Raw genomic sequence first — 14,324 nt, forward strand, 5'->3', positions numbered from 1 at the left:
ACGCTGGAGCGGCCTTCGAACAGAGTGGGTTATCGACCAACCCAGATCAAGGAGGTTCCCATGCCCACCGAAGCCCCGCGTCTCTACCCTGCCCTACGCTACAAGAACGCGGCAAAAATGATCGACTGGCTCTGCGAAGCCTTCGGCTTCAGCGTCCGCGCCCGCTATGGCGAAGGCGATGTCGTGCACCATGCAGAACTGGTCTTCGGCGCCTCGATGATCATGCTGGGCAGCGCGCGCGATGACGACTACGGCAAGATGGTCGGCGAACCCGGCACCGGCGGCGGCAAGTCGATCTATATCGCCGTCGACGACGCCGATGCCGCCTATGCCAGGGCCAGGAAAGCCGGCGCCACGATCATCCAGGAACTGACCGACCGCGACTATGGCAGCCGCGAATTCATCTGCCGCGATCCGGAAGGCAGCGTCTGGTCGTTCGGCACCTATTGGCCGAAGGCAGGCGAGAAGCGGTGAGCTGGCCTGGCAGATGTCTCGGCCCCGAGCTACGGCAGCGATCCACGCCGAGAGATGAGACGATAGACCTACTCGGCGTGGCGTTTCTCCCGCACATACGTCACTTCGTGAACGATCTCGCGCCCGTCGAACGGGTTTTGGGAGGGAGGAGACGTGTAAGACAACGTATGTTCGTCGACATTGCAGAACCGCACCTGCTCAGTGCCGCTCCATGCTTCGTTCCAACTCATGTCGACGTGATGGACGACCCGATCCGGCTCAACCGTATAGCCGCCCGAATAGGCGAACATCGATTCGAACAGGGCAATCTTCTCTTCGTCGGATGGCGGCAGCCGCCCAGGCCGTCTGCGATTGTTCCTAAGGATGAAAAATATGACGCGCTCGGGGGTATAGATGACGATGCCCTGAGGATTCTGGCCTAACGCCTCTCGCCGCTCCCCGGTAGCGACGTCTCTCGTCATCCAAGAAGTCATCCTCCAGCTTCCAAGAAGGAGATCGCGGCTTAGCGGTTTAACCGGCGCATCTTGAGCCATTGCATGCCTCCAATATCTCTGGTTTGGCGAACTCCATCTCCCCTGCGCGGCCTGCCTTCGGCGCAGTTGCGTCCATCTTCTCGCAAAAACCGTCGATCGACCAGCGAGTTTGAACCTCGGCACGCCTTAGCGCGCCAGGCCGAAAAGCGCGTCACAGTCGAGGTGGCCCTCCAACTCGGCCGCGACGTCGTCCAGCGCCCGCTCGACTTCGACGCGATAGTCGATGCCGCCGCCCTTGATGCCAAGGCTTTCGAGGAATTTTCCGCGAAAGGCGTCGGCGCCGAACAGGCCGTGCATATAGGTGCCGATCACCTTGCCATCGGCGGAGATCGCACCGTCCGCAACGCCATTGATGATCGCCGACGGCCGCATCGTGTCCGGGCCGGTGGTGCGGCCGAGATGGATTTCGTAGCCTTCGAGGGGCAGGTCGAATTGCACCGAGCGGGCGCTGACATTGCGCACCGTCTTCTCCGGCTCCATCATCGTTTCGATATCGAGCAGGCCAAGCCCTTCGGCCTCGGTGACGCTGCCTTCGATCCCGTCGGGATCGCGCACCCTGCGGCCAAGCATCTGAAACCCACCGCAAATGCCGACGACATGGCCGCCGCGCTTGCGATGTGTGGCAAGATCCCTGTCCCAGCCATTCTCGCGGAATCTTATGAGATCGCCGATCGTCGATTTGGAGCCGGGAATGACCACCAGCCCGGCATCTGATGGCAGCGGCTTTCCCGGCGGCACGAACACCACCTCGACCTGCGGTTCGGCCTTGAGCGGATCTAGATCGTCGAAATTGGCGATGCGGCCGAGCACCGGCACCGCCACCTTCAGCGCCCGCGCCTCGCCGGATGCCAGTCGCTCCAGCACCACCGAATCCTCCGAAGGCAGCCGCGCCGCCGCCTTCAGCCACGGCACGACGCCAAAGCAGCGCCAGCCGGTGAATTTCTCGATCGCCTTGAGGCCGTCATCGAAAAGCGAAACATCGCCGCGGAACTTGTTGATGAGGTAGCCGACGATCATGCGCCGGTCCTCTTCCGGCAGGATCAGATGCGTGCCCGCGACCGAGGCGATGACACCGCCCCGGTCGATGTCGCCAACCAGCACCACCGGCACATCTGCACGCGTGGCAAAGCCCATATTGGCAATGTCTCGGCTGCGCAAATTGATCTCGGCCGGCGAGCCGGCGCCCTCGACGATGACCAGATCGGCGCCCTCGCCGACTTTCGCCCAGGAGTCGAGCACGGCGTCCATCAACCGACCCTTCAGCGCCTGGTAATCGCGCGCGCGCGCCTCGCCGAACACCTTGCCTTGCACGATGACCTGCGCGCCGACATCGCTCTGCGGCTTGAGCAGCACCGGGTTCATGTGAACCGACGGCGCAACGCCGCAAGCGATCGCCTGCAGCCACTGCGCGCGGCCGATCTCGCCGCCGCCATGGTTGTTGTCGCCCGGAATGTCGGCGACCGCGGCGTTGTTCGACATGTTCTGCGGCTTGAACGGCCGCACCTTGAGCCCGCGCTTCTTCGCGGCGCGGCACAGGCCGGCGACCAGCACCGTCTTGCCGACATCCGAACCCGTGCCTTGCAGCATGATCGCCCTGGCCATCAGCTTCGGCCCTGCATCGCGGTTCCCGTGATCGTGGATTTCTGCGCCAGCGGCCCGCCGCGCCAGATGTAGAGCGCCAAAAGCGGCTCGTTGCCTGTTCGCATGGTATGGCTGACATTGGAGGCGTGGTGGACGACCTCGCCGACCTCCCGCACGCGAAAACCACCCTCGCCCATGCGCCATTCCGTGCCGCCCGTCAGCGGAATGTAGATCTCCTCGGCGACGTGATGATGGTCGGGATAGACTACGTTTGGTCCAAGGATCAGCAGGCCGGCAGCCACTTCGTCATTGGCGAAATGGCCGCGCGTGCCGAACACTTCCACCCAGCCGTAATTGTCGATGAAGACCTTGCCGAAATCCGCCTCGGTGTAGGTCTGCCCCCAGTGCAATCCGTTGCGATGCCCCGCCAGCCATTGCACCAACGGTTTGGCTGCAGGTGGCGCCAGTTCAGAGGCGCGGTCGAGATGGCGCACGCAGCTGATCCCATGCGGCTGCAGCGCGCGTGCCGGCATGTCCCAGCCGATGCGGGCAACGGCGTCGCGCACCAGGGCGTTGTCCACGCAAGCGAGATAGGCGTGGAATCGCCCAAGCAGTTCATCGAATTTTGTCGTCACATCTCGCTCCGGACATGCATTGGTGCACAGCCGCTCCGCAGCGGGTCGGGTTGCGCGGCGGCATCATTGGTCTAGATTGATGCGCGCGCAAAGCCAAAAACGACAGGCCAGCGGGCTAGCTGGCATATAGGGAGAGAACGCCATGGACGCCGCGGTCGATGCGAGCACCAGCCAGTTCGAACTCAACGAGGAACAGCGCGCCATCCAGGAGATGGCGCAGGCCTTCGCCGCCGACCGCGTCGCGCCGAATGCGCTCGACTGGGATCGCAGGAAGCATTTTCCCGCCGATGTGATCCGCGAGACCGGGCCGCTCGGCCTCGGCGGCATCTATGTCAGGGACGACGTCGGCGGCTCCGCCCTCGGCCGCCTCGACGCCGTGCTGATCTTCGAGGCGCTGTCGCATGCCGATCCGGGCTTTTCGTCCTTCATCTCGATCCACAATATGGTGGCCTCGATGATCGACCGCTTCGGCAACGACGAGCAGCGCCAGCGCTTCCTGCCGAAGCTCACCTCGATGGAATGGCTGGCGAGCTATTGCCTGACCGAGCCGGGCTCCGGATCGGATGCCGCGGCGCTCAAGACGCGCGCGGTGAAGAGCGGCGGCGACTATGTCCTCAACGGCGCCAAACAATTCATCTCGGGCGCCGGCGACAGCGATGTCTATGCTGTCATGGTGCGCACCGGCGCCGACGGGCCGAAAGGCATTTCCACCATTGTGGTACCGAAGGATGCGCCCGGCCTCTCCTTCGGCGCCAACGAGCACAAGATGGGCTGGCACATGCAGTCGACCCGCCAGGTCATATTCGAGGACTGCAAGGTGCCGGCGGAAAACCTTCTGTCGGGTGAAGGCGCCGGTTTCGGCATCGCCATGGCCGGGCTCGATGGCGGCCGGCTGAACATCGCCGCCTGTTCGCTGGGCGGCGCCCAGTCGGCGCTCGACAAGGCGCTGTCCTACACCGCCGAACGCAAGGCCTTCGGCTCGAAGATCAACCAGTTCCAGGCGCTGCAGTTCAGGCTGGCGGATATGGAGACCGAGCTGCAGGCAGCGCGCATCTTCCTCTATGCCGCCGCCTCCAAGCTCGACCGCAAGGCGCCGGACGCCGGCAAATGGTCTGCCATGGCCAAGCGCTTCGTCACCGACACCGGCTTCAACGTCGCCAACAATGCGCTGCAGTTGCTCGGCGGTTACGGCTATCTGCACGACTATGGCATCGAGAAGCTGGTGCGCGACCTGCGCGTCCATCAGATCCTCGAAGGCACCAACGAGATCATGCGCGTCATCATCGCGCGTGCCTTGATCGGTCGCTGAAGCCAGCAAACTCCGGGAGTGAGACAATGACGACGATCGCCTTCATCGGCCTTGGTAATATGGGCAATCCGATGGCCGCCAATCTGGTCAAGGCCGGGCATCAAGTGCACGGCTTCGACCTCATGCCGGAGAATTTGACCGTCGCGCGCGAGCACGGTGTTGTCGTCATGGCCAACGCGCCGGCGGCGGTGAAGGATGCCGACGTGGTGATCACCATGCTCCCTGCCGGCAAGCACGTGCTCTCGGTTTATGAGGACATCGCGCCCAAGGCAAAAAAAGACGCGCTGTTCATCGATTCGTCGACGATCGACGTCGAGTCGGCGCGCAAGGCGCATGCGATTGCCGCTAAACACGGCCTGCTTTCCATCGACGCGCCCGTCTCGGGCGGCACCGGTGGTGCGGCGGCCGGCACGCTGACCTTCATGGCTGGCGGCTCCAACGACGCCTTCGCCGCCGCCGAGCCAGTCCTGAAGCCGATGGCCGGGCGCATCGTCCATTGCGGCGGCGACGGTGCCGGCCAGGCGGCGAAGATCTGCAACAACATGATCCTCGGCATTTCGATGATCGGCGTCGCCGAGGCCTTCGTGCTGGCCGAAAAGCTCGGCCTGTCGCATCAGGCGCTGTTCGACGTCGCCTCGACCTCTTCGGGCCAATGCTGGTCCTTGACCACCTATTGCCCGGTGCCCGGCCCGGTGCCCACTTCACCCGCCAACAGGGATTACAGGCCGGGCTTCGCCGCTGCCCTTATGCTGAAAGACCTGAAATTGTCCCAGGAAGCCGCACAGAGCGCGGGCGCGGTGACCCCGCTTGGCGCCGAGGCGGCACAGCTCTATGCCCTGTTCAACGCCCAGGGGCATGGCGGCGCCGATTTCTCCGGCATAATTAATTTTCTCAGGGGTAACCCAGCGTAACCAGCGGATTTGATGGGTTTTTTCCGGATCAACCTGGCAGAAGAACCGCAAATTTAGATTTGCTTAAGCTCTCGATAACTCTGCGGTAACGATGTCGCTATAAAACGGACTGCGAGGCGGACATATCCGCCCGGCGCTCCGGATCAGGTCTCGCGTACCGGAGCCCGTAAGTTTCGCCAAGTGTTTGCGTAGCGAAACGCCATGCGTATCTGGCAAAGCCGCGTTCCCGATGGAGCGCGGTTTTTGCATTTCTGCCGCGCCCGCTCCGGGCCGATGTCTATATTCCGATCGCAGCGTTCGGGATTGGCACATGATCTTCGTTGGTCAGCACGATCGGCGTGTCCACTCCATCCACCCTGACCACAAGAAGACGCATGCTCCACGTGCCGGCATTGCGGACCAGATGGGAAAACACGGTGGCTTTGCCCCTGGCGCCGTGGACGGGAATGCTGAACTGGGCGTCGCCCGTGCCATTCGCACTGACGTTGAGGTGGCCGCCGATCCAGAAATTGTCGGTCACGCCGTCGCCAATGGCAGCCTTGACGCGGGTATCGGAACGCACGGCGTCCATGGTCATGTGGTAGGCGTCGCTGCCTTTGAGCATGAAGGGGATGCTGCCGACCGCCGTTGCACAGCCCCCGATACTGAGCACCCAGACAGCAAGGCCGGCGATTGCCCAGTTGCGCTGCGTCTTGCGGAACTGCTCCGCGTCGCGCCAGGCCCGGTTCTGCCAGGCCCAGCGGCTGCCGCGTGCGCCGAGCACGAAGATCATGACGAGATTGACGACCGGGATCAGCGCCAGCAGCGCGATGAAAGTGCTGTTGCCGATGCCCCAGATCCAGTTGAGGAAGAAGGCGCCCCAATTCCAGCGGTCGAGCTCGGCCGGGATTTCAGCCGGCTGGTTGAGCGGTTGTCCGGCCATGATGTCCCCCATCGGTGCGCATACCGATTGGTTCTAGACCATGATCTCGACAATGCGCAAAATCAAAGTTCGGCAGGGTCTATTTCAAGCCTTTGACGACAGCCGGCGAAAATTCGCCTTCACCGCCCGGCTGGCGGGCTTGAGCGCGGCGCTGATCGACCGTTCCGCCGCGACGCCGTTGAACAGCGACGGCGTGCGACCGGAAAGGAGTTCCGGCCAGAACCGCGATGCCGACTGAAGGAAGGACATTTGCGCCGCGAACGTGCCCTCGGCGATTGCCGCGGTCTTCTCGTTCACCGCACGCGCGGTTTCGGTGCCCCAGGGCTGGCTGCTGCCGCTGTCCATCGCCATCAACGGCAGGCGCATCATCGCCACCAGCGGCGCCAGCATCAGGTCAGCGCCGATGCTGGCTGCTTCTTGAGCGCGTCGGCTCTTGCCGGTTTTTCTCATGGAAATGAACCCCTTGTCGCGGCCGAATGGCTGCTGCCCCACACACTACGCGCGGAGGATGAAGTTTGTTCCCCATCGGGCAGTATGTTTCTCGAGGCCGGGCGTTCCCTTGAAGAAACGCCCGGTCGAGGTTTGCCTTACCGCTTGCGCAGATCGGCCTGCGCCAGATCCAGCGCCTTGCCTATGCGCTCGCAGGCCATGTCGATCGTGTCGCGGGTCCAGATCAGCGGCGGCGACAGGATCATCGTGTCACCGGTGGCGCGCAGCATCATGCCGTTGGCGATGGCATGGTCGCGCACCGTCACCGCCGCACTTCCCGACGGCAGGAACCGTTCCTTGGTCGCCTTGTCCTTGACGATCTCGATCGCGCCCATCAGCCCGATCGAACGCACCTCGCCGACCAGGTCATGCCCGGCGATACACTCCTGCAGCGCCTTGGCGAAATAGGGCCCGGTGTCGTTCCTGACGCGGTCGACCAGGCCTTCCTGCTCGATGATCTCCAGGTTCTTCAAGGCGACGGCGCAGGCCACGGGGTGGCCGGAATAGGTGTAGCCGTGGTTGAACTCGCCGCCCTTCTCGACCAGCGTCGAGGTGATGCGGTCGCCGACCAGCAGCGCCGACAGCGGCTGATAGCCCGAGGTCAGCGCCTTGGCCGTGGTGATGGTGTCCGGTTCGATGCCGAAGGTCTGGGCTGCGAACCATTCGCCGGTACGGCCATAGCCGGTGATGACCTCGTCCAGCATCAGCAGCACATCGTATTTGCGGCAGATGCGCTGCACCTCAGGCCAATAGCTCGCCGGCGGGATCTTGACGCCGCCCGCGCCCATTACCGGCTCGCCGATGAAGGCCGCGACCTTGTCGACGCCGGCCTCGAGGATGGCATCCTCGACCGATTTGGCCGCGCGCAGGCCGAAATCATGGTCGCTCTCACCCGGCAGCGCCAGCTCATAGGCATAGGGCATCATCACATGCACGATGTTGGGCACCGCTCCGTTGAGCTGCTTGTGCATGGCATCCATGCCGCCGAGCGACGTGCCGGCGATGGTCGAGCCGTGATAGGCCATCTTGCGCGAGATGACGCGGTTCTTCTCGGGTTTGCCCTCGATCACCCAGTAGTGGCGGACAAGACGCAAGGCGGTGTCGTTGGCTTCCGAGCCGGAGGAGCCGTAGAAGACCTGATTGACGTTCTTCGGCGCGATCTCGGCCAGTTTCTTGGACAACAGCACCGGGGTCGGCGTCGAGCATTTGAAGAAGGAATTGTAGTAAGGCAGTTCCTTCATCTGCGCGTAAGCGGCCTCGGCGAGTTCGTCGCGGCCATAGCCGATGTTGACGCACCACAGGCCGGCCATGCCGTCGAGCAATTCCGTCCCTTCGGAATCGTAGATGAACGGGCCATTGGCGTGGGTGATGATGCGCGAACCCGCCTCGCGCAATTCCTTGTGGTCGGTGAAGGGATGGAGATGATGCGCGGCGTCGATCTGCTGAAGCTGCTTCAGCGAATAATTCTGATAGGTCATGTCTGATTCTTTCCTCTGGATTCAGTCCGGCAGGCGCCGGGGCGAATGCATCAGAGGCTGATGGGCGGCGAATAACCGATGCGGGCGCACAGCCGCAAAAGCTCCGCACGCAGCGTGCGCGGTGATGGTGTCACCGCGACCCCGAACGTGCAGACAAAGGTCATAGCAGGAGCCATGCAGGGCACCTTAGAGCAAAGGCTGGCCGAGGTGAACCACCCTTTGCTTGGCCCATGACGGAATACTTCTATGCATGTCGCCTAAAAGTGGCCCCGGTTTTAGGAGAACGACATGCATAAAACAAAGGCATGAAGTGCGTCGCGACGCACTTCAAGCCTTGGCGCTCAGTGCCCGCTGCAGGAAGACATATTTCATCGCCGTCTGCGCCGCCTGCGGCCGGCGATCGCCCCGTCCGCCATGCCCGCCTTCGGTTTCCTCGAAGAACAATGTCCTGTCGTGGCCGGCCTCCTGCAGGCGAGCCGCCATCTTGCGCGCATGGCCGGGATGGACGCGGTCATCGGCGGTCGAGGTGGTCAGAAGCACCGGCGGATAGGCGGCGCCCGCCCTGACATGCTGGTAGGGCGAATAGGCGGACAGCCACCTGGCGTCTTCCGGCTTCGACGGATCGCCATATTCTGCCATCCATGAGGCGCCGGGCGGCAATTCGGTGTAGCGCAACATGTCGAGCAGCGGCACCTCGATGATGACGGCGCCAAAGAGTTCCGGGCGCTGCGTCAGGGAAACGCCGGTCAGCAGGCCGCCATTCGAGCCGCCCTGGATGCCGAGCGAGCTTGCTGTCGCGATGCCACGTCTGACGACGTCCTCAGCCACAGCGGCGAAATCGTCAAAACCGTTCTGGCGATTGCCCTTCAGCGCCGCCTGATGCCAGGCCGGGCCGAACTCGCCGCCGCCACGGATGCAGGCCTGCACATAGGCATTGCCCTTCTCCAGCCACAGCCTGCCGCGCACCCCGGCATAGCCGGGCAAGAGCGGCACTTCGAAGCCGCCATAGCCGTAGAGCAGCGTCGGCACCGGCCCCTTCTGGTCGCGTCGCCGGACGACGAAATAAGGGATCATCGTGCCGTCCTTCGAGCGCGCCTCGAACTGCTCCGAGATCAGCGGCGACGCGTCGAAGCGCGCCGGCTGCGACTTCACCGTCTCCAGCGTCTCGCCATCATCATCCGACCAGATGATCGAGCTCGGCGTCAGGAAATCCGTGAAGGAGAAGGACACGCTGGAGCCGAAATGCTCGGCATGGCTGATGCCGACAGTGCCGTTCTCGGGCAACGCGAGCGGCTTCAGCGACCATGCGCCATCCCTGCGCTCGCAGACGAGGACCTTGCCGCGCACATTGTCCATCAGGCTGATGAACAGCCGGCCCTGCGTTCTGGCGAGCCCGGCGATGGACACGCGATGCGCCGGCGCCAGCAGGATTTCGATGGCGCCGAAACTGCCGGTTTCGATCCAGTGGGCGAAATCGAGCGAATAGAGCCCGTCCGGCTGGCACACCGTGCCGTCCGGCGCCGTCCACGGCGTGCGCACCCCGAACACCAGCTGGTCCTTGAAAAGCGATGTATCGGTGGCATCGTCAGGCAGCGGAATGCGCCTGTTCTCACCGGATGGGAGATGCAGGAAACTGTGCGATGCGAAGAAATTGATTGCCCGCGCCAGAAACACGTGTCGCTTGTCGCCGTCGAACTCGACGCCCGCGCCAGCGGCGAGATCGTCTTTCTGCGCTTCGAAGATCGGCGTCGCCTCTTCCAGCGCCGTGCCGCGTTTCCACAGCTTGATCACGCGCGGATAGCCGGACTCGGTCTTGTCGGCATCCTCGAAGGCGGCCGAGACGATGACCGTATCCTTGTCCAGCCAGCCGAAATTCGACTTGGAAGCCGGCGCACAAAACCCGCCCTCGATGAACGATCTGGTTTCGATGTCGAATTCGCGCATCTCGCTGGCGTCGCCACCATCGGGCGACATCGAGAGCAGGCAGCGGCTGAAGTCCGGATAGAGCCGGCTGGCGCCGCTGAACACCCATTTTATCCCCTCCTTCGCCGCAAGCTGGTCGAAGTCGATGATGGTTTCCCAGACCGGCTTCTCGGTCTTGTAGGAAGCGACCGTCGTGCGGCGCCACTGGCCGAGCGCATTGGTCTTGTCCTGCCAGAAATTATAGACATGGCCGGCGATCGCCGCGCCGACGGCGATATTGTCCTCGGCCGTCATCAGGTCGAGCGCCGTCTGGAACGACGCCTGATAGGACGGATCGCCCTGCAATTCGCCGACCGCGATCTCGTTCTGGCCATGTACCCAGTCGAGCGACTGTTTGGCGGTCCTGTCCTCCAGCCAGAGGAAGGGATCCGCGGCGCCGGCTTCTGGCTTGGTGATGGGCTTGGTCATGAAACCTCCAATAGGCATGCTTGTGGGCATGCAACATCGACATGCCGCGTCCGATATTCAAGAGTTGCGGCAGCTGGCCAGAGGATTCGGGCCTTCTCGCGACCGAGAAAAAGCAGCCTCGATCATGTCTTGCCGATCCGGCGCACGGACGAGCGATAGAGCGCGAAGACCACCAGGACCGCATCGAGACCGAAGATCACCACGGGCAGACCGAGCGGACCGATCCCTTGCATCAAGAGGCCGGCGCCCGGCGGGCCGACAATGCCGCCAAGGCCCCACAGCAGGGCGAAGGCAGCATTGCCGGTGACGAGCAGCGTGCCCTTGAACCGGCTGCCGAGTTCGACCAGCGCCATCGTATAGACGCCGTAGCCGACCGCGCCCATCACCAGCAGCACGCCCCAGATCAGCGGCGTGGTGATCAGCAGCGGCAGCAGTGCCGCGCAGATTGCCGTCGCCACCGCGCAGGCGACGATCATCGGGCGGCCGCCGAACCGCTCCGCCATTAGGCCGAGCGGAATCTGCAGCAGGATGTTGCCCAGGGAAAGCGCCATCACCAGAGCGGCGAGCATGGCTTCCGGCAGGCCATAGCCGGCGCCGAAGACCGGGACCAGCGCATAGGTGCTTTGCTGGACGGCGGCCGAGACCAGCACGGCCAGCAGCAGCGCCGGCGCCATGCGGGCAAAGCCGATGAAGCTGCCGGCGGGCTGCCCGTCATCCTCGAACCCGGTAAGCTTCGAGGAGACAAGGCGCAGAATGACCGCGCAAAGCAAGAAGCCGCCGATGCCGACGCTGAAGGGCGCCCAACCCGACGTGCCGACGAAGGTCAACGCGAAAGGCCCCGCGGCATAGCCGGCGCCCATCAGCGTGTTGAACACACCCATCACCCGGCCGCGCCGCGAAGGCGGCGCCAGCGACAGCGCCCAGACCTCGCCAAGAATGTAGAGCGGATTGATAACGACGCCGATGATGAAGCGGATGACGTACCAGGCCACCCAGTTCTGCAGATAGCCGATGCCGAGGAAGCACAGCGCGCCGATCAGCGAGCAGCCGACCGCCAGGTTGCGCGCACCGACCAGCCGCACTGCCGCCGGCACGAACGAGGCCGACAGAATCAGCCCGAGCGGCATCATCGCCGCCGACAGGCCGATCAGCCCGGGCGACATACCTTGCTTCTGCATCAGGAGCGTGAACAGCGGCGAGCTCAGCCCTTGCGCGGCGCCGAACATGGCAAGTGCGGCGGTAACGCCGGCGAGCGCTGCCCACTGCGTCCCCGCTTCGCCTTCGCTCGAGCTGGTTGCGACCATTCCATCATCCAGGTGAGGTGCCGGCCATGCGGCTGGCAGGCTTCACCAGCTATTGGTTCGACCAGAGGAAAGGAAGGGCCGGACGGGGAATCCGCTTGCACCAACAATCCCGGACCGATCGGTTGACGCCGACCGGTCGGGGATTGAATGAAGGTCTGGCGCGATTCCTGGCGACACTACGGAAAATACCGGGCAATCGCGCCTTTCTTGCCATCGACATAAGGCTTCAGCCACTTGTCATCGATGGAAATCCCGTCATCGTCAGAGGGTCCCTTGCCGATCGTCCTGCGCCAGGCGCGGAACTTGTAGTGGTCGAAGACGTCAAGCATGTGCACGGCATAGGCCGCGGCAAACGTCTTGTCGCCTTCCACGATCACCAGATTCTCGTCGTTTTCGTAGGACGCCTTGTAACCAAGGTTGTGGCTGCCGGTGATGACGGTGGCGTTGTCCTCCATCGGATCGATGATAACGATCTTGTCGTGCACGATCGCATGGCCGACGGTCAGCACCTCCGCCTGGAAATCGCGCGCGATCGTGGCGCCGGTCAGGTTCGCCGCGCGGACGATGGAGACATTCGGCGCTTCCCAGACCTTCTCCGGATAGACGAAAGGAGCCTTGCCATCCTTATTCGACTTGTGAGTGACCGGATCCTTGGTCGGCGCGACATAGTTGGGCATGGCGGTTTCATCGCTGATCGCGCCTTGCACGATCAAATTCGGATCGGCCTTCGCCGCCGCGACGGCCTGGTCGACAATCGAGTTTTCGCCAAGCAGCGAAGGATTGAACACCAGGAACAGCACCGCCCGCTTCGCCGCCTTGATACGGGCAAAGACATCTTCGAGATCCACCGGCCGCACCGAAATGTCCTTCTTGTTGCGGTTGGGGTCGTTCGGCGAGAACCACACCGTCATGCCGTCCAGCGCCGCCGTGGCGCCGTTGAGCGGATTTGGCATGTGGTTCTCCTTGCGGAACGGCACACCTTGCGTCTGCGCGACGTGCCCGGCGGCGGTTTCGCTGGCTGGTTGAGGAAACACGTCCGCCTTCATGCGCTGCCAATAGTCATTGAAGACCTCGGCCATCGCGGGATCGTCACGGACGAAGGCATTGTTGGACTGGCCGCAAATGCCTGTCGAGGTCCAGTTGGTGCTTCCGGTCATCACCGCTTGCGGTTTGCCCTGGGCATCGCGGTAGACGGCAAACTTGTTGTGGCCGATATGGTTGTTGTTGAAGAGGCGGTCCGTCACCACCACACCCGCATCGTGCAGACGCTGCCTGTACGGTGCATTGCCGGCGTCCCAAGCCTTGGTTTGGTCATCCTTGCCAGAATTGGAAAGGATAACCTCGACGACATCCTTCGCGGCGATGATGGCGTCGCACAATTCGTCATCACCAAGCTCGTAGAGGGCAAGCCTGACCGTGCCTGCCTCGGTCTCGGCCCGTTTCAGAAGGCTGGTCAGGACATCAGGCACGTCGCCATGCAGATAGGCGCGTATCTTGCTGGTCCGGTCCTGCAGGATCGCAGCGATCTTCTCGCGCTGCCCGACCTTGATGCCGGCCTCCTGCAACGCATGCGACATCCATTGCGTCGACAGCACACCATTGGTGAAGGCAACGCGCGCCTTGCCGAACATCTGACCCAGATAGATCGGCGGACTGACCGCGCCCTTGCCGAGATAACCGAGCGGGCGCGCCGGGCCGGTGTAGGCGGGTTTGCCGTCAACGACCTGATCAGGGCGCACCGGCACCGCATCGAGGCCTGGCTTCATGTCACCGACCGGGCGCACCCGGTAGGCGATCATTTCGCCATCCGGCCTAACGTCGATGCTGTCGCGCCGGCGCCGCACGGTAAGATCGCGCCAGAATGTCTTCTGCACCGGCCAGACGCCGGTGTCCTGCGGAATCCATCTCGGATTGCGCTGCCCTTTGAACGGCACCCAGGATGCCAGGCAGCGCTCCTCGCCGGTGTCGGGATAGAGGCGAACGATCTCGAAACCGAGGCAACCCGGGATCATTCCTTCAAGATCCCAGGAAAGGAACGCGACTTCGTTGTTTGTCGCGGCACGCACTTTGACGACGTCAGGCATGGCTGTCCCTCCAAAAAATATTCAACGCACAAGTATGTCAGGAGTAAAAGACAGTATTGTAACGTACCGACATCCTTCCCATCGGCCGCGTTCAGGCGCCGGTCGGCGCGCCGATCTGGCCAAGGCGATGCCGCGGCCACGCGGCTGCCGTTCCGGCATGTCGCTTCCCTCGCCCTAGTGGTCGCCGCCTCCGCAATGGCCGGCGGGCCGCCG

General features: G+C 63.4%; 13 protein-coding genes. 3 read left to right on the forward strand and 10 right to left on the reverse strand.

The features are described 5' to 3' along the window. Positions 1-60: 60 nt before the first annotated feature. Positions 61-474 carry a VOC family protein gene (locus MAFF_RS05970; RefSeq protein ID WP_010909983.1) on the forward strand — a complete coding sequence of 138 codons (414 nt, stop codon included), beginning with the start codon at positions 61-63 and terminating at the stop codon, positions 472-474. A gap of 68 nt (positions 475-542) precedes the next feature. Here the strand turns inward: MAFF_RS05970 and MAFF_RS05975 are convergent, their stop codons facing one another. The 3 genes from MAFF_RS05975 to MAFF_RS05985 all read right to left on the reverse strand — a co-directional run bounded on the left by MAFF_RS05975 (position 543) and on the right by MAFF_RS05985 (position 3,223). After that, positions 543-1,007: a lipocalin-like domain-containing protein gene (locus MAFF_RS05975; RefSeq protein ID WP_044547878.1), complete on the reverse strand. Its 465-nt coding sequence runs from the start codon at positions 1,005-1,007 to the stop codon at positions 543-545. 126 nt (positions 1,008-1,133) lie between these two features. Continuing rightward, positions 1,134-2,609: a cobyric acid synthase gene (locus MAFF_RS05980; protein ID WP_010909984.1), complete on the reverse strand. Its 1,476-nt coding sequence runs from the start codon at positions 2,607-2,609 to the stop codon at positions 1,134-1,136. Further along, the gene (locus MAFF_RS05985; RefSeq protein ID WP_010909985.1) at positions 2,609-3,223 is read right to left on the reverse strand and encodes a dimethylsulfonioproprionate lyase family protein; all 615 of its coding nucleotides are present in this window, start codon (positions 3,221-3,223) and stop codon (positions 2,609-2,611) included. Before MAFF_RS05985 ends, MAFF_RS05980 begins: the two co-directional genes overlap by 1 nt. 142 nt (positions 3,224-3,365) lie before the next feature. Here MAFF_RS05985 and MAFF_RS05990 point away from each other — a divergent pair, with 142 nt between their 5' ends. Both MAFF_RS05990 and mmsB read left to right on the forward strand, forming a co-directional pair. Then, positions 3,366-4,532 (forward strand): isobutyryl-CoA dehydrogenase, encoded by a 1,167-nt coding sequence (locus MAFF_RS05990; RefSeq protein ID WP_010909986.1) that lies wholly within the window; start codon positions 3,366-3,368, stop codon positions 4,530-4,532. Between the two features lie 26 nt (positions 4,533-4,558). Continuing rightward, positions 4,559-5,443, forward strand: coding sequence for a 3-hydroxyisobutyrate dehydrogenase (mmsB, locus tag MAFF_RS05995; protein WP_010909987.1), 885 nt, complete (start codon positions 4,559-4,561; stop codon positions 5,441-5,443). A 277-nt stretch (positions 5,444-5,720) separates the two neighbouring features. On the opposite strand, the gene MAFF_RS06000 is transcribed toward mmsB, so the two are convergent. From MAFF_RS06000 to MAFF_RS06030, 7 genes are all read right to left on the reverse strand, one after another. After that, on the reverse strand, positions 5,721-6,365 hold the full coding sequence (locus MAFF_RS06000) for a cytochrome c oxidase assembly factor Coa1 family protein (RefSeq protein WP_044550569.1): 645 nt from the start codon (positions 6,363-6,365) through the stop codon (positions 5,721-5,723). Positions 6,366-6,449: 84 nt separating this feature from the next. Then, complete coding sequence (locus tag MAFF_RS06005; RefSeq protein ID WP_244420729.1) at positions 6,450-6,755, reverse strand: hypothetical protein; 306 nt, start codon at positions 6,753-6,755, stop codon at positions 6,450-6,452. Positions 6,756-6,952: 197 nt separating this feature from the next. Continuing rightward, positions 6,953-8,332, reverse strand: coding sequence for an aspartate aminotransferase family protein (locus MAFF_RS06010; RefSeq protein WP_010909990.1), 1,380 nt, complete (start codon positions 8,330-8,332; stop codon positions 6,953-6,955). Between the two features lie 50 nt (positions 8,333-8,382). After that, positions 8,383-8,508: a capsid protein gene (locus MAFF_RS06015; protein WP_080511799.1), complete on the reverse strand. Its 126-nt coding sequence runs from the start codon at positions 8,506-8,508 to the stop codon at positions 8,383-8,385. Positions 8,509-8,659: 151 nt separating this feature from the next. Continuing rightward, the gene (locus MAFF_RS06020; protein WP_010909991.1) at positions 8,660-10,723 is read right to left on the reverse strand and encodes a prolyl oligopeptidase family serine peptidase; all 2,064 of its coding nucleotides are present in this window, start codon (positions 10,721-10,723) and stop codon (positions 8,660-8,662) included. A 122-nt stretch (positions 10,724-10,845) separates the two neighbouring features. After that, complete coding sequence (locus MAFF_RS06025) at positions 10,846-12,027, reverse strand: MFS transporter (protein WP_010909992.1); 1,182 nt, start codon at positions 12,025-12,027, stop codon at positions 10,846-10,848. Positions 12,028-12,203: 176 nt separating this feature from the next. After that, positions 12,204-14,111 (reverse strand): phospholipase D-like domain-containing protein, encoded by a 1,908-nt coding sequence (locus MAFF_RS06030; RefSeq protein ID WP_044547883.1) that lies wholly within the window; start codon positions 14,109-14,111, stop codon positions 12,204-12,206. Positions 14,112-14,324: the final 213 nt, after the last annotated feature.

This window comes from Mesorhizobium japonicum MAFF 303099, from assembly GCF_000009625.1.
GTDB classification, from domain to species: domain Bacteria; phylum Pseudomonadota; class Alphaproteobacteria; order Rhizobiales; family Rhizobiaceae; genus Mesorhizobium; species Mesorhizobium japonicum.